The organism is Clostridium sp. (genome assembly GCF_036660475.1).
In the GTDB taxonomy this organism is placed as follows: Bacteria; Bacillota; Clostridia; order Clostridiales; family Clostridiaceae; genus Clostridium_J.
The window spans coordinates 161,929-177,823 of sequence record NZ_JAVXAO010000004.1 but is presented as its reverse complement, the minus strand read 5'-3'; the positions used below and the strand labels follow the sequence as shown (position 1 = coordinate 177,823).

Genomic DNA, 15,895 nt, shown 5'->3' with positions numbered 1-15,895 from the left:
ATGTTAATCACTAACTCCATCCTAACTAAATTCTTCTAAAATTTATGCCATAATCGCTATTCACAACAATACACTATTAAACTTTAAACTGTTCAATTATTTCATTAAGCCTTTGAGAAAGTTCTGCTTGACTTTGCGCTGTCATTGCTACTTGTTCTATAGCCTGCGTAACTTCATTAATACTCTCTCTTATTGTTTCTGCATCTTCACTTGATTTTTGCGAAACGTCTGCCATATTTTGTACAGCTTTACTTACTTCTCCGACTGTAGCTGTGATTTCTTCAGACATAGTAGCAATTTCCTCTGACATTTCGCTAACAAGTTCTGAGTCACTATAATATTGATTACCAGTTTCTCCATACTCATCAAATTGCTTACTTACCTCTGTGTTTATAAATTCTAATATATCAGTACCAGTCTCTATACTACTCTTAAATGCTTGCTGAACTTTGATAATAGTATCTTGAATGTTTATTACCGCTTGTGATGATTGCTCTGCAAGTTTTCTTACCTCTTCTGCTACTACTGCAAAACCTCTTCCCTGTTCACCAGCCCTAGCTGCCTCAATTGCCGCATTTAATGCTAATAAATTTGTCTGGGTAGCTATACCCCCAATGGTATCTGCCATAGCTTTTATATTATCAACTATTTTCCCATCCTCAATAGCTTTTCCCATATTGCTTCGCTTTTCATCTGAAATTTTTCTCATTTCCTCAATGGCATTTTCGCTATTCTTCTTTACTTGTCCTGCTCGCTCTTTAGATTTATTCGCATTATTGCTTCCTTCTGAAGCCTTAGATGAAAGTAGGTTAATATTTTCATCTACCTCTTGAGCTGATGCACTTATCTCTTCCGCAGTAGCACTTGATTCCTGCATTCCATAGGCTATATTTCCTACAGATTCATCTATTATTGTAATTTTTGATGACAACTCTTCTACTGTCGCTGAAAGTTCCTCCGATGATGCACTTATATCCTGAGAATTTTCCATAATTATCCTCACTAAATTACTCACATTTTCCTGTGCTGTATTTAAAGCTAATGCAGTTTGTCCAAATTCATCTTTTCTCGTAAGCTCAATTGGAGTTGAAAAATCATATGTGGATAGCCTATTAGCTAATTCCTTTATCTCATTAAGCGGTTTCTCAATATTTTTTGCAGTAATCATTCCTATTAATATTGCTGTTAAAAATCCTAATATAGTAAATATAATACTACCTATACTAGCCCCTTTATATATAACACCAATGTAATCATCCGCCAGATCTGCTCTCTTCAAATTAATGCTTTTTATTTTATCTAAACTTTCATAAAGTTCATGATCATCTTCCGCCATTATTTTATATTGAATTTCCGCTTCTACATAATTGTTATCATTTATAAGTTTAATAATATTCTCTCTTTGTCCTCTATCCTTACCTAAATTGATTTTAAACCCTTCATATACCTCATTTTCATCCTTTAGGTGATCCATCTCACTAAAAATTTCATCATAAACTTTTATGTATTCATTGTTTTCACTTACATTTTTTTCAATGTTTTTTTTCAATTTATCTATTTTAGATGAATCCTTTATATACACTAACTCTAGTATATCACTCTTACTTTCCATTATGTTTCCTTTAATATCTGAGACTATGTAAACACTTTTCAATATCAAGTTAGAAATACCATCCGCTATTCTTTCTACACTCTTAATCCCTATTGCTCCTGCCACCCCAACTATTGCAATAAATAGAGCTACCCCCAAAAACGATCTAATCAATTTACCTTTAACACGTTTTACACCCTTTTTGCACTTGAAAACTTTTAATAATTTCATTTCTTATCCCCCTTTTATAATAATTAATTTAATTAATATCAATTACATGTATATTATCGTTTCAATAGCTTTCATCTTTATAAGTTTGTAAATTAATTAGTTTTATTACACTTTTTTGTAACTTGTTATCCAATTATAGGTTATTATAGCGAGTAATTTTTCTAGTTCCATGTATGTGAAATGCATCATCAAAAATCTTCCAAATAAAATAGCTAAGGAAATTAAAACTATAATAGTTAAAACTTCCTTAGCTATATTAAAATAAACTTTTTATAAAGTTCTTCAAATTAATTCTTCATATTTTAATCTTCTTGATTAAAATTTCCTTAGTATGGGTTACATCTAATATACATAAATGTATTTTCTAAACTACAACTTATATATTATTGTATTTTTTTAGAGTAGCACGAACTGCCCCTTTTCCAGCAATCAGTTCCTTGAAGTAACCTTCTATTTTATCTCCTAATCCAACTTCATATAAGTTAACTCCGAAAATTCTTTCATCAGATAAAACTTGGCTTAAGATATCATGAACATTTTCAACTTCCCCAATGCTAATCTTAGCTATTATTGGAGTTACTGCTGAAAGCATTGGATCTGGGCTTAGTTCAAAGGAATTACCCTCATCATCTATAGCCATTAAGTAACGACACCATCCAGCTATAACAAGAGGTATTGATACTAAACTTTTAACATCAAGAGAATCACTTAATTCATAAGCTTTAATAGATTCACCAAAACGTATCGCTAACTTTTGTGAAGTGTCACATGCAATTCTTTGTGGTGCATCCGGCATAAATGGATTTGGTAATCTTACCTGTAATACCTCATCTATAAAGTCCTTAGGTGATATAATACCTGGATTTACAACAACAGGTAATCCTTCCTTATAGCCTATGTTTTCCACTAGCTTTACAAGGTCCTCATCCTTCATCTCATCTGATATTTTAGTATAAGATAGTAAACATCCGTAAATAGCCAATGCAGTATGAAGTGGATTTAAACAAGTACACACCTTCATCTTCTCTACTTTATCAACAGTTTCTTTATCCGTATAGATAACCCCACCCTTATCAAGTGGAAGTTTACCATTCTTAAAATTATCCTCAATAACTAAGTATTGTGGTTCTTCAGCATTAACAAACGGTGCAATAAAAGTATTTTTAGAAGTCATAATTGCTTCTGTATCTTCAAATCCTACACTTTTTAACATATCTATAACAGAATCAGCAGGTCTTGGAGTAATCTTATCTATCATAGTCCATGGATAAGATAAATCTTCTGTTATATAAGTTACGAATTCAGGTTCTACTAATTTATTATCTGCCCACTGTTTTGCAAATTCAGTAATTGCCATTTCCAGCTTAGTTCCATTATGAGAACAGTTATCCATGCTCACTAATGTTACTGGTAACTTTCCAGCTTTAAATCTCTCATAACATAATGCTACAAGTTTTCCAATGTAGCTTGTTGCTGATGATGGTTGATTTTTAAAATCGCTTTCCACATCTTTAAAGAATTCATCTTTTGCATTTTTAAGATTGTAACCTTTTTCTGTAATTGTAAAAGAAACCATTTTTAAAGTCTTACTTCTAAATATTTCTTTTAATCTATTCCAATGATTTGTGTTACTTATATCTACACATAAAGATTCAGCAATACTTCCTATTACTTTTTTCTCTAAACTTCCATCTGCCTTTAATGTTACTAAAACATTTAAATCATCGAATTCTTTATAACTTTTCTCAATAATCTCATAGTCATAGCCTTCAGCAACTATTATTCCAGTATTTAAAATCCCTCTATTAAGTAAATCTTGACAAACAGCTGCCGGAAATGCACGAAATATATTTCCAGCCCCAAAATGTATCCACTCTGGGTTTTCTTTAGTCTCTTCGATCATTTTAACTCTGTCAAATTTAGGTAATTCAAAGCCACTTTCTTCCCATATTTGTCTGTTTTCTAATTCTTTTTGTTTAAGTTTCAAGTCATTACCTCCTTTTATCTAATTTCAGCTATTTTACTTTACTTGATTTTTTGATTGCTTCTTCTAATCCATTTAGATAAACTGCTCCTAGTGCACGGTCATATAAACCATATCCTGGCATTGCAACTTCACCCCAAATAGCACGACCATGATCTGGACGTACTGGTCCTTCAAATCCAATTTCATGTAAAGCTTTCATTATCTCATACATATCAAGGGATCCATCCTTTGATAAATGAGCTGCTTCATCAAATTTTCCTGGTGCATGGTGAATTAAATTACGTACGTGAGCAAAATGAATTCTCCCCTTTGCGCTACGTATTATATCACATATGTCATTCTTAGGGTTAGATCCTAATGATCCTGTACATAGTGTAAGTCCATTGAACTTAGCATCTACTGTATTTAAAAGTCTTAATATATTTTCTTTATTATTTATTATTCTTGGCAGATTAAATACAGGCCATGCAGGATCATCTGGATGAATCGCCATCATTATATTATGTTTTTCACAAATTGGACGAATCTTATTTAGGAAGTATACAAGATTTTCAAATAATTTTTCATTGTCCACTTCTTTATATTTCTCGAATAATTCTTCTACATATTCTAATCTCTCTGGTTCCCAACCTGGCATTACAAATCCATTACTATTGCTATCAATCTGTTGGAACATTTTTTTAGGATCAATTCCATCTATTAAATCTTGATCATATGATAAAACAGTAGAACCATCTTCTCTTACCTTTGCAAGATCTGAACGAGTCCAATCGAATACAGGCATAAAGTTATAACAAACCATATCAATACCTGCTTTACCTAAATTATCTAAAGTTGTAATGTAATTTTCGATAAATTGATCTCTCTCTGGTAATCCTATCTTAATAGAATCATGAATGTTTACACTCTCTATTCCCTCTATTTTCAATCCACTTGCTTCTACTTCACTCTTTAACTTTAAAATGTTTTCTAAAGGCCATACTTCACCTGCTGGAATATCATAAAGCGTTGTAATAACCCCAGTAACGTTAGGAATTTGTCTTATCTGCTCAAGTGTAACTGAATCATAATTTTTTCCAAACCATCTTAATGTCATTTTCATAAAATCGTCTCCTTTAATTGCATATATATTTCATCTTTAGTTATCCACTATGAAATTTTGTATTAGGCATCTGAACATAAATAATAAGTTAAATATACTGACTTATTTATTTTTTCAAGATGCCTTATATCAGGCAATACAAAATCCCACAATGAGTTTATCCTTAATGTTAATTCTTAATTCTAATTTTTAATTTGTAATTTTTAATTTGTAATTTGTAATTTGTAATTTTAATATTAAACCTTAATTCCAAATCTTCAACTTAAGATTCTAACTCTTAATTTTTAATCTTAAATTTTAAATTCTAAACTCCTAATACCCCATCACCTTAGGTAACCACATAGTTACCGCTGGTACAAATGTTGTAAGCATTAACACTGCGAAAATCGCTATGTAATATGGTATTAATTTTGGAATTACTGTTTCTATTTTTGTCTTAGCCACCTTAACTCCAACAAATAGTATGTTTCCTACTGGTGGTGTAATTGTACCTATACATAAGTTGAATGTTACCATAATACCAAACTGAATTGCTGACATTCCAAGACCTAAGCATATTGGTAAGAAGATTGGTGTGAAAATAAGAACCGCTGGAGTAATATCCATGAATGTTCCTACAAATAGTAGTATTACATTTATAATTAACAATATTACAATTGGGTTATTACTAACTGATAATAGTGCACTTGAAATTGCTGATGGTATTCCTGTGAATGCCATAACCCATGCCATAACACTTGATACACCGATTAAAAATACTATGATACCTGTCATTTCAGCACTTTCTCTGAAAATCGTAAATAAATCTTTAACTTTTATTGTTTTGTATACAAATAGAGATAATATTAAACTATAGGCAACTGCTATTACTGAACCTTCTGTAGCTGTAAACACTCCAGCAACAATTCCACCGATAACAATTAAAATTAGTAATAAACTTGGAATAGCATCAATAGTTGTTTTTAATGCTTGCTTCGCTGTAATTCTCTCTGAACTACGGTACCCTTTTTTACGAGCTATAAAGAATGCAACTATCATACAACTAAGACCCCATAGAAGTCCTGGAATATAACCAGCCATAAATAAAGCTGCTACTGAAGTTCCACCACTTACAAGGGAATATGTTATTAATACATTACTTGGTGGTATTAATAATCCTGTTGGTGCCGTTGCTATATTTATAGTAGCCATATAATCACGATCATAACCATCTTTTTCTGCAATTGGTCCTACAATAGAACCCATAGCTGAAGCTGCTGCAACACCTGAACCTGAAATTGATCCAAACATCATATTAGCAATTGAGTTTGTATGTGCCATTGCACCTGGCATTCTACCAGTTAAAACTTTTGCAAAATTTATTAAACGTAAAGCAATTCCACCTTTATTCATGATGTTACCTGCTAGTATAAAGAAAGGTATTGCTATTAATGTAAATACTGATATTCCTGAAAAAATTCTTTGTGCCGCTGTCAATACCGCAGCATCAAAATTTAATGTTGGTAATATAGCTAGTAGTGAGGCTATTCCTAGTCCAATGGAAATTGGAATACCTCCAAGCAATAAGATTACTAAAGCGATTGCTATTATTAGTCCTGCTGTTAATGCTATGCTCATATCTATTCCTCCCTTTCTATTTACAATCCTCAGATTTTAATTGTGATACTAACTCACTTATGTTAATAAAATTATAAAGAACTATTAAAATTCCACTGATTGGAACAATAACATATATGTATGACATAGATACACCTAATGAAGCTGTAGTTTGTAGTGTTGTAAGTTGTGTAATTTGTATTCCACCCTTAACAAGCACTAGTGCAGCAAATAGTAAAATTAAAACTTCAGAAACAATACTTAAAATTATTGAAGCTTTACCTTTTAAGAAATTAGCCACATATTCCATTCTCATGTGATCACGTTTTCCGAAAACTAAGGCAGCTGCTAATAGTGCCATCCAAGTAAATGCAAATGTCAGTAATTCTTCTGAAATTGTACTAGGAGCATTGAACACATATCTTGTAGTAATCTGATATAATCCTACAATTGTTATGAATACAAATAAAAGAACACATACTATTTCTAAGCTCTTATTTAATATTGCTTTTAGATTTTTCATATTAATTTACCCCCTTCACTTGCTTATTCACTTCTTGAACTTTATCATATATAGGTTTTAGTTTCTCATTACCCGCTAATAATTCATCATGTAAAGGAAGTACCTTTTGTTTAAATAATTCTACATCTGGATATATAAATTCAACACCCATAGCTTTAGCATCCTCAATTGCCTTATCTACTTGTGTATCCCAATGTTCACGTTCAACCCTTGTAGATTCTATCGCCGCATCATCAAATACTTTTCTCTCATCTTCTGGTAAACTATTTAAAAACTTAAGATTTCCAATTAATAAGTCTGGAACCATCTGATGTTGGTTGTATGAATAAAATTTAGCAACTTCCCCATGTTTGTTATTAGTAAGCGCTAATTCATTGTTTTCACCACCATTGATTACTCCTGATTGTATAGCTGTGTATACTTCACCAAAACTCATTGGTGCCGCTGCAGCTCCAAAAGCTTGCATCATACGCACGTTTGTAGGACTTTGCTGAACACGAATCTTTTTACCCTTTAAATCATCTGGCGTATTTATAGGAGATGTTGCATAAAAGTTTCTTGTTCCTGCATCAAACCATGTTACTGCCTCAAACCCAGCAGCCTCTGTAGATTTGAAAATACTACTCATTAATTCTTCATCTTCCATTACCTTATAATAGCTATCTACACTATCAAATAAATAAGGCATACTAAATATCTGATAAACATCATCAAAAGTTTCAAGGTTACCAGTACTTGCAACTGCAAAGTCAATTGCCCCTGTTTGAACTAGTTCTATAGCTTTTACAGAAGGTCCTAATAATTCATTAGGGAAAATTTGAACATCATACTTGTCCCCTAATTTGGACTCTACATACTCTTCAAATGCTACTAATCCTAAATGATCAGGATGTTCCTGCGATTGTGAGTGAGAAATACGAACAATACGTTTACCACTATTGGCACTACTGCACCCAACCAAACTAAACGCTAGAGTTGACGCAGCTATAATAGCAATAATTTTTTTTATAGATCTTAACATATTTTTTCCTCCCTTATCCCTTTAAGCTTTGGTAAAATATAATTATTTATTTATAAATCCATTACACCACTGTAATATTACCCCTTAGTTGTTAACGTTAACAACTAATTCAAAACCTTGGCGTCAAAATTATTTTAATTCTGACACCGATTCCCTCTTAATAAGTTCTGTATCTATATAAATCTTTTCACCTATATAATCATTTTTTTCTATAATCTGTAGCAATTTTTCTGCACCTTTTCTCCCAACTTCCTTAATAGGTCTTCTTACACTACTTAATGCTGGCGTTAAAAATGCATCTAGTTCACTTTCATCAAAACCTATAATAGAAATATCCTTTGGCACACTAAGTCCGGCTTCAAATACAGCCTTCATTGCACCTACTGCCATTTCATCATTTGAACAGAAAACCGCTGTTGGCATTTTTTCTAATACTAATAGCTTTTTCATTGCTTTGTATCCACTTCCAATAGTAAAGTCTCCCTCTACCATGTATTCACTATTAATTTGTACTTTATTTTGAATCAATGCATCTAAATAGCCACTTTTCCTTTCAGTACTGGAATTGAATCCATATTTTCCTTCTATTATAGCTATATCCGAATGTCCATTTTCTATAAGGTATTTTATAGCTTCATAGGACCCCTTTTTATCTGAAGATAATATATTAACTACAGAGTCCTCATCTATATCTCTATTTAATACAACTAACGGTATTTTTTTATCTAACAAATAATATATAAAAGAATTATCACTATTACTTTGACTCATCAATATAATTCCATCAAAGTTTTTTTTATTTACAAAGGTAAAATCTTTATAATCATCTATCCCTCTAATTGTCAAATTATACTTTTCTTTCACCACACTATTTACACCAATTACAGTTTCATAAAAGAAGCTTGGTGAGGTAACTTTGCTTATAGTTGTAAAAAACAATCCTATATTATAAGATCTATTTAATATCAAACTTTTAGCACTATAATTTGGTACATAGTTAAGTTCCTTAGCTATTTCTTTTATCTTAACCTTCGTATCCTCTTTTATAAAAGGACTATCATTAAGTGCCCTTGAAACAGTAGTATGAGAAACCTTTGCAATTTTTGCTATGTCTTTTATTGTAACATCCATATTAATCCCCCCGATTGCTAACGAATATTTATATGATATCATATAGAAATCAGCTAGGTCTCTTAAATGAATGATAAAGTTACATTTTTAGATATTTTTTGATGTAACTTATACTAACACTCTATCCCAAAGTACTCTTTAGCGTTACCATAGCATATTCCTTTAACCATATTGCCAAGAAGCTCCATATCATCTGGCACTTCTCCATTTTCTGCCCATTCACCTATCAAGTTACATAATATTCTTCTGAAGTACTCATGTCTTGTATAAGATAAGAAACTTCTTGAATCAGTTAACATCCCTACAAAACGACTTAGAAGACCTGTATTTCCAAGAACCTTCATTTGTTCTATCATTCCATCTTTATGATCTAGTACCCACCATGCAGATCCATATTGTATCTTTCCTGGAATTTCAGTCCCTTGGAAATTTCCTAGCATAGTACTAATCACATAATTATCCTTAGGATTTAAAGTATATATTATAGTCTTAGGAAGCATTTTATCTATTTCTAATGAATCTAAGAATCTTGATAATGGGTAAGCCACATCTTCATCACTAATAGAATCAAATCCACAATCTGCTCCAAGTTCTTTAAACATTCTTGTATTATTATTTCTTAATGCCGCAATATGAAGTTGCATTGTCCATCCTAACTCTGAATATAATCTACCTAAGAATTGTAATGTGTAGGTTTTATATTTGTCTGAGTCATCTTTAGATACAGCTTGACCATTCAGTCCTTTTTCAAATATAACTTGTACCTCTTCTCTTGACCCTTCTCTATATGATATAGTATCTAGACCATGATCTGATATCCTACAACCAACAGAATGGAAGAATCTCACTCTAGATTCTAGTGCCTCTAAGAATTCTCCATATGTTTTTATATTTTTTCCAGCTACACTACCAAGTTTTTCAACCCAAGGTATAAATGTATCCTTACTTATTTGTAATCCCTTATCTGGTCTTAATGTTGGCAAAACCTTTACATTAAATTCAGAATCTGCTTTAATTTTTATATGATATTCTAATGAATCTGTTGGATCATCTGTTGTACATATTATCTTTACATTAGATTTTTTTATTAAATCTCTTGCTCCAAAACCTTCTCCATTAAGTAGTTCATTCATTTTCTCCCAAATACCAGGAGCAGTTTTCTCGTTTAAAACTTCATATATTCCAAAATACCTTTGAAGCTCTAAATGTGTCCAATGATAAAGAGGGTTTCCTAATGCCATTGGCATTGTTTTTGCCCAAGCCATAAACTTTTCATAATCACTACCACAACCAGTAATGAATTTTTCGTCTATTCCATTACTTCTCATCGCTCTCCATTTATAATGATCTCCATATAACCAAGCTTCAGTTATGTTTTTAAATTTCTTGTTTTCAAATATTTCTTTTGGATTCAAATGGCAATGATAATCAATAATTGGCATATCCTTTGCATAATTATTATACAAATTTATTGCAGTATCATTAGATAATAAAAAGTTTGCATCCATAAATTTTTTCATAATCTCAATCCCTTCACAATAGATTTTCGAATATTGTTTACGTGAACATTCTCACTTCTTGTTTTTGATTATAAGTTAATTTTTATCACATTGCAATAGTTTACACGCATTTATATAGATAAAATTATAATATTTTTAATATTTTCAGTTATATAATTAATTTACAGATGATTTAAATCTATAATATATGTTAACGGTAACAATTTAAACCAAATTTCTTTTTTTATAAATCTAAATCTCCACATATATTTTTTTATTGCGAGATGATTCTTCACCACAATCCAATTTTCATATATATACCCTAATTAAGAATGTACAATTCTAAATTTAGGATTCTAAATCTAGAATTTGAAATTAAGTTACAATCTTTAATAGATCTTCAAATAATCAAATGTATAAATTTAATTAGAACATATATACGAATTGTATTTATATCTAAAACTCAAACCTATGAGTTTCTATACCTAAATTTCACAATACCCGAATTCTTTTGATAGTTCCGCCTTAAGTTGTAATACATATGCTGCAAGTTCCTTAATTCTATCATTTCCCATTCTAATTTTAGGTGCCGATAAACTAAATGCATACTTTGCATTTCCTTTATAGTCTAAAATACACGCCGCGATACACCTTACACCTTCCTCATTTTCTTCATCATCTGTTGCATATCCATTTTCTCTAACCTGTTCTATACATTTAAGAAGATCTTTTAAGTTTGTAATTGTATATGGTGTAAGCTTATTAATTTTGCTCTGCTCCCATATGTTCCTCACTTCATCATCACTCATAGATGCAAGTATAGCTTTTCCAACCCCCGAACAGTATAAAGGTATTACACTCCCAACTTTAGAACACATTCTTATGGAATTAGCATTAGACTCTACCTTATCTATATACATAGCTTGGGTACCTTCTCTCTGCACCAAATGAATAGTTTCCCCAGTCTTCATCGAAAGCCTCTCAAGATATGGATGTGCTAATGAAAAAATATCAGTTCTACTCAAAATTCTATTGGATATTTCCAAAAATTTAAAAGTTAATAAGTACTTTCCTGTATTCTCATCTTGTTTTACATATTTCATATGTACTAATGAATTCAAAAGCCTATGAGTGGTGCTTTTATGTAGCCCCAAAATATTGCTAAGCTCAACTAACCCAACATTACCAACAACTGACATAGTTTCAATAACTTGAAAAAGTCTATCTACCACTTGAATTGGATTTTTTGAATCCCCTATAATATTGTCTTCCATATAACAAATCCCCCTTTCACTTCATTTTTAATTAAATTCAAATATTATAATTTATTGTAACATTCCCACATTTAATTATCAATAAATCTGATTTCTATTGAAATATAGAATTTTATTCTGTATAATTCTATTTGTGAGTATCACTTTATGAAACTCAGTTCCATGATATGAAACCCATTTCAGTTTTATATATGGACTAAATATAGATTTAATTGGAGGTAATCGTAATGAATGAAGTATTAAGCAAGATTCAAAAATTCGGAATAGTACCAGTTGTTGTAATAAATGACGTTAAGGATGCTGAGCCATTAGCAAAGGCTCTTTGTGAAGGTGGACTACCATGTGCAGAAGTAACATTCCGTACTGAAGCTGCCGAAGAATCTATACGTATAATGACTAATAAATACCCTGATATGCTAGTAGGCGCAGGAACAATATTAACTACTGAGCAAGTAGACCGCGCAGTTGATGCAGGTGCAACATTTATTGTTAGTCCTGGTTTAAATCCTAAAATCGTAAAATACTGTCTATCAAAAGGAGTTCCAATAACTCCTGGAGTTACTAATCCAAGTGATATTGAGCAAGCTATTGAATTAGGTCTTGATGTTGTAAAATTCTTCCCTGCTGAACCAGCTGGTGGAATTAATATGATAAAGGCTATGTCTGCTCCATATTCAAACATGAAATTTATGCCAACTGGTGGAATTAGTGCCGCTAATCTAACTTCATACCTTGATTTTTCTAAGATTATCGCTTGTGGTGGAAGTTGGATGGTAAAAGGTGATTTAGTTGCCGCTGGAGAATTTGATAAAATTAGAGATTTAACTAAAGAGGCTATTCAATCAATGTTAGGCTTTAACGTGGTTCATATAGGAATCAACGGTAAAAACTCTGAGGAAGCTTGTAGTATTGCAACTACCTTTGAAAACATGTTCGGTTTTGCAAAGAAGGAAGGCAATAGCTCTTACTTCGCTGGCAATGGTATTGAAGTAACAAAACAACCTTACCTAGGAGTTAATGGTCACATTGCAGTTTCTACTAATTACATTAATCGTGCTGTAGCTTACCTTGAATCTCAAAACTTTGAATTTGACATGGATACTGCAAGATATGATGCAAAAGGAAACTTAAAAGCTATTTACTTCAAAGATGAAGTTGGCGGATTTGCAATTCATCTAGTACAAAAATAAATATCAGTTTTAAAACCTATATAAATTCTAAAGTAAACTTTAAGATAAATTATAAAATATATTTAAATATAAAGGAGATTAAAAAATTATGACAAAAAAAGTTGTTACATTTGGTGAAATTATGTTAAGACTTGCCCCAGAGGGATATTCTCGTTTTGTACAAGCTGATAGCTTTGGTGCAACTTACGGTGGTGGAGAAGCAAACGTAGCTGTATCACTTGCAAACTATGGATTTGATGCAAAATTTGTTACTAAACTTCCAAAGCATGAAATAGGTCAAGCTGCTGTTAACTCTTTAAGAAAATATGGTGTTGATACTACCGACATCGCACGTGGAGGAGACAGAGTTGGTATCTACTTCCTAGAGAAAGGTGCTTCTCAAAGACCTTCTAAAGTTATATATGATCGTGCCGGATCTTCAATTGCAACTGCAAGTGCTTCTGATTTCGATTGGAAATCAATTTTTGCTGGTGTTGAATGGTTCCACTTTACAGGTATCACTCCAGCACTTAATGACGAAGTAGCTGCTATCTGTCTTGAAGCATGTAAAGCTGCTAAAGAAGCTGGCATTACTATATCTTGTGACTTAAACTATAGAAACAAGCTATGGACTAAAGAAAAAGCTGGCCAGGTTATGGCTGAATTATGTAAATATGTTGATGTATGTATCGCTAACGAAGAAGATGCTGCTGACGTATTTGGTATTCACGCTGCTAACACAGACGTAACAACTGGTACTGTTAACCACGAAGGATACAAGGACGTTGCAAAACAACTTTCAGAGCGTTTTGGATTTAGTAAAGTAGCTATTACTTTAAGAGAATCTCTTTCTGCAAATGATAACAATTGGTCTGCAATGTTATTCGATGGAAGCGACTATTTCTTCAGCAAAAAATACAAAATGCACATCGTTGACCGTGTAGGTGGCGGAGATAGCTTTGGTGGTGGACTAATATGCGCTACACTAAACGGATATGATTCTCAAAATACTATCGAGTTTGCAGTAGCTGCATCTTGCTTAAAGCACAGTATCGAAGGAGACTTTAACCAAGTTTCTATTGATGAAGTATCAAAACTAGCTGGTGGAGACGCTTCTGGACGTGTTCAAAGATAATAAATTCAAATAATATAAAAGAAAAGTGGATTTTTATCAAATCCACTTTTCTTTATACACTATATATCTAACATTATTAATTAAAACATATTTTGGAGGTGCAAAAATGAAGAAAGTAAACGAAACCATAAAAAAAGTATACGGTAACTATCCCGAGAAAATTCTTCAATTTGGTGAAGGAAACTTCTTAAGAGCTTTTACAGATTGGATGATTAATAAAGCAAATAAGGATGGTATATATGAAGGAAGTATAGTTCTGTGTCAACCAATAGCACAAGGACTTGCAAATATAATTAATGATCAAGATGGAATTTATACCCTAGCTATGAGGGGAATTGAAAATGGAACTGCTGTAGAGAAAATTGAACAAATCACTTCAGTATCTAGATGTATAAACCCATATGAAGATTATGAAGCCTTAATGGAAATTGCAAGAAGTTCTGATTTAGAGGTTGTTATTTCTAATACTACAGAAGCTGGTATTTCATACAAAAGTGAATGTAAGATAACAGATGCTCCACCATCATCATTCCCTGCAAAGATAACTGCATTGTTATTTGAAAGATTCAAAGCATTCAATGGTGACGTTAATCGTGGTCTATTATTCCTTCCAGTAGAATTAATCGATAACAATGGTTCAGAATTAAAAAGAATAGTTCTACAATATGCAAGCGAGTGGGAATTAGGCTTAGACTTTATAAACTGGATTGAAATTGCTAACGAATTTACAAACACTTTAGTAGATAGAATTGTTACTGGATACCCTAAGGATCAACTTGATTATTTTGAAGAAAAATTAGGTTATAAAGATAATATAATTGTTACAAGTGAATTATTTAATCTATGGGTAATTGAAGGTAAAAAACAGTGGTCAGAAATTCTGCCAATACATAAAACTGATGCAAACGTTATTTGGACAGAGGATGTAAACCCATATAAAAAGAGAAAAGTTCGTATACTAAACGGTGCTCATACATCTACTGTTTTAGCAGCCTACCTTGCTGGACATAATATTGTTTTAGAATTTATGGATGATGAAATATTTAAAACTCTTTTAGATAAAATTATATATGAGGAAATAATCCCTACTTTAGACCTGCCAAAGGAAGAATTAGAAAGTTTCGCATCTGCAGTATCAGACCGTTTTGCAAATCCTTATATAAAACATAAACTACTTGATATTTCATTAAATTCTTGCTCTAAATTCAATGCAAGATGTATGCCATCACTACTTGGATACATTGAAACAACTGGAGATATTCCTAAGTACTTAGCCTTCTCCTTAGCTGCCTTTATTAAATTCTATAAGGGTGAGATGAAGGATAATTCTTATATAGGAACTCGTGCTGACGGTACTGAGTACCAAATCAAAGACGATGCTGAAGTTCTTGAGTTCTTTGCTAAAACTTGGACCGAAAAAGATTTATCGAAAGTTGCGAATGCAGTTCTTTCTAACACCTCACTATGGAGTGGCAAAGATTTAACTACAGTTTCTGGACTAGAAGAAGTTATTTCTAAACATTTAGTATCTATGGAAACTTCTAATATAAAAGATTTAATTAAAACTTTAATATAAGGTATCTGAAAATAAATAATAAGCCAAAGATGTGAAAAACACTGACTTATTTATTTTTTA

12 protein-coding genes are annotated in these 15,895 nt (G+C 31.8%); 3 read left to right on the top strand and 9 right to left on the bottom strand.

The genetic code is table 11. The features are described 5' to 3' along the window. Positions 1–76: 76 nt before the first annotated feature. From RSA29_RS07785 to RSA29_RS07745, 9 genes are all read right to left on the bottom strand, one after another. Positions 77–1,822, bottom strand: coding sequence for a methyl-accepting chemotaxis protein (locus RSA29_RS07785; RefSeq protein ID WP_346943470.1), 1,746 nt, complete (start codon positions 1,820–1,822; stop codon positions 77–79). Between the two features lie 376 nt (positions 1,823–2,198). Continuing rightward, positions 2,199–3,809, bottom strand: a complete 1,611-nt coding sequence (locus RSA29_RS07780) for a mannitol dehydrogenase family protein (protein ID WP_346943469.1) — start codon at positions 3,807–3,809, stop codon at positions 2,199–2,201. Between the two features lie 28 nt (positions 3,810–3,837). Continuing rightward, positions 3,838–4,911: a mannonate dehydratase gene (gene uxuA / locus RSA29_RS07775; protein WP_346943468.1), complete on the bottom strand. Its 1,074-nt coding sequence runs from the start codon at positions 4,909–4,911 to the stop codon at positions 3,838–3,840. A gap of 312 nt (positions 4,912–5,223) precedes the next feature. Then, positions 5,224–6,528 (bottom strand): TRAP transporter large permease, encoded by a 1,305-nt coding sequence (locus tag RSA29_RS07770; RefSeq protein ID WP_346943467.1) that lies wholly within the window; start codon positions 6,526–6,528, stop codon positions 5,224–5,226. 16 nt (positions 6,529–6,544) lie between these two features. Beyond that, positions 6,545–7,030 carry a TRAP transporter small permease gene (locus RSA29_RS07765; protein ID WP_346943466.1) on the bottom strand — a complete coding sequence of 162 codons (486 nt, stop codon included), beginning with the start codon at positions 7,028–7,030 and terminating at the stop codon, positions 6,545–6,547. Position 7,031: 1 nt separating this feature from the next. After that, a complete protein-coding gene (locus tag RSA29_RS07760; RefSeq protein WP_346943465.1) occupies positions 7,032–8,051 on the bottom strand; it encodes a TRAP transporter substrate-binding protein in 1,020 nt (339 codons plus the stop codon). Between the two features lie 129 nt (positions 8,052–8,180). Next, positions 8,181–9,182: a LacI family DNA-binding transcriptional regulator gene (locus RSA29_RS07755; RefSeq protein WP_346943464.1), complete on the bottom strand. Its 1,002-nt coding sequence runs from the start codon at positions 9,180–9,182 to the stop codon at positions 8,181–8,183. A 113-nt stretch (positions 9,183–9,295) separates the two neighbouring features. Continuing rightward, positions 9,296–10,702, bottom strand: coding sequence for a glucuronate isomerase (gene uxaC, locus RSA29_RS07750; protein ID WP_346943463.1), 1,407 nt, complete (start codon positions 10,700–10,702; stop codon positions 9,296–9,298). A 464-nt stretch (positions 10,703–11,166) separates the two neighbouring features. Beyond that, positions 11,167–11,955 (bottom strand): IclR family transcriptional regulator, encoded by a 789-nt coding sequence (locus RSA29_RS07745; protein WP_346943462.1) that lies wholly within the window; start codon positions 11,953–11,955, stop codon positions 11,167–11,169. 227 nt (positions 11,956–12,182) lie between these two features. Between RSA29_RS07745 and RSA29_RS07740 the strand changes: the two genes are divergently transcribed. The 3 genes from RSA29_RS07740 to RSA29_RS07730 all read left to right on the top strand — a co-directional run bounded on the left by RSA29_RS07740 (position 12,183) and on the right by RSA29_RS07730 (position 15,835). Further along, positions 12,183–13,145, top strand: a complete 963-nt coding sequence (locus tag RSA29_RS07740; protein WP_346943461.1) for a bifunctional 4-hydroxy-2-oxoglutarate aldolase/2-dehydro-3-deoxy-phosphogluconate aldolase — start codon at positions 12,183–12,185, stop codon at positions 13,143–13,145. Between the two features lie 88 nt (positions 13,146–13,233). After that, positions 13,234–14,259, top strand: a complete 1,026-nt coding sequence (locus RSA29_RS07735) for a sugar kinase (protein WP_346932166.1) — start codon at positions 13,234–13,236, stop codon at positions 14,257–14,259. A 106-nt stretch (positions 14,260–14,365) separates the two neighbouring features. Further along, positions 14,366–15,835 (top strand): tagaturonate reductase, encoded by a 1,470-nt coding sequence (locus tag RSA29_RS07730; RefSeq protein WP_346943460.1) that lies wholly within the window; start codon positions 14,366–14,368, stop codon positions 15,833–15,835. The last annotated feature ends 60 nt before the right edge of the window (positions 15,836–15,895 follow it).

Bases quoted from the DNA above. Each gene is read 5' to 3' on its own strand.
- RSA29_RS07785 (WP_346943470.1), bottom strand. From the start codon at position 1,822: ATGAAATTATTAAAAGTTTTCAAGTGCAAAAAGGGTGTAAAACGTGTT.
- uxuA (WP_346943468.1), bottom strand. From the start codon at position 4,911: ATGAAAATGACATTAAGATGGTTTGGAAAAAATTATGATTCAGTTACA.
- RSA29_RS07770 (WP_346943467.1), bottom strand. From the start codon at position 6,528: ATGAGCATAGCATTAACAGCAGGACTAATAATAGCAATCGCTTTAGTA.
- RSA29_RS07765 (WP_346943466.1), bottom strand. From the start codon at position 7,030: ATGAAAAATCTAAAAGCAATATTAAATAAGAGCTTAGAAATAGTATGT.
- RSA29_RS07760 (WP_346943465.1), bottom strand. From the start codon at position 8,051: ATGTTAAGATCTATAAAAAAAATTATTGCTATTATAGCTGCGTCAACT.
- RSA29_RS07755 (WP_346943464.1), bottom strand. From the start codon at position 9,182: ATGGATGTTACAATAAAAGACATAGCAAAAATTGCAAAGGTTTCTCAT.
- uxaC (WP_346943463.1), bottom strand. From the start codon at position 10,702: ATGAAAAAATTTATGGATGCAAACTTTTTATTATCTAATGATACTGCA.
- RSA29_RS07745 (WP_346943462.1), bottom strand. From the start codon at position 11,955: ATGGAAGACAATATTATAGGGGATTCAAAAAATCCAATTCAAGTGGTA.
- RSA29_RS07740 (WP_346943461.1), top strand. From the start codon at position 12,183: ATGAATGAAGTATTAAGCAAGATTCAAAAATTCGGAATAGTACCAGTT.
- RSA29_RS07735 (WP_346932166.1), top strand. From the start codon at position 13,234: ATGACAAAAAAAGTTGTTACATTTGGTGAAATTATGTTAAGACTTGCC.
- RSA29_RS07730 (WP_346943460.1), top strand. From the start codon at position 14,366: ATGAAGAAAGTAAACGAAACCATAAAAAAAGTATACGGTAACTATCCC.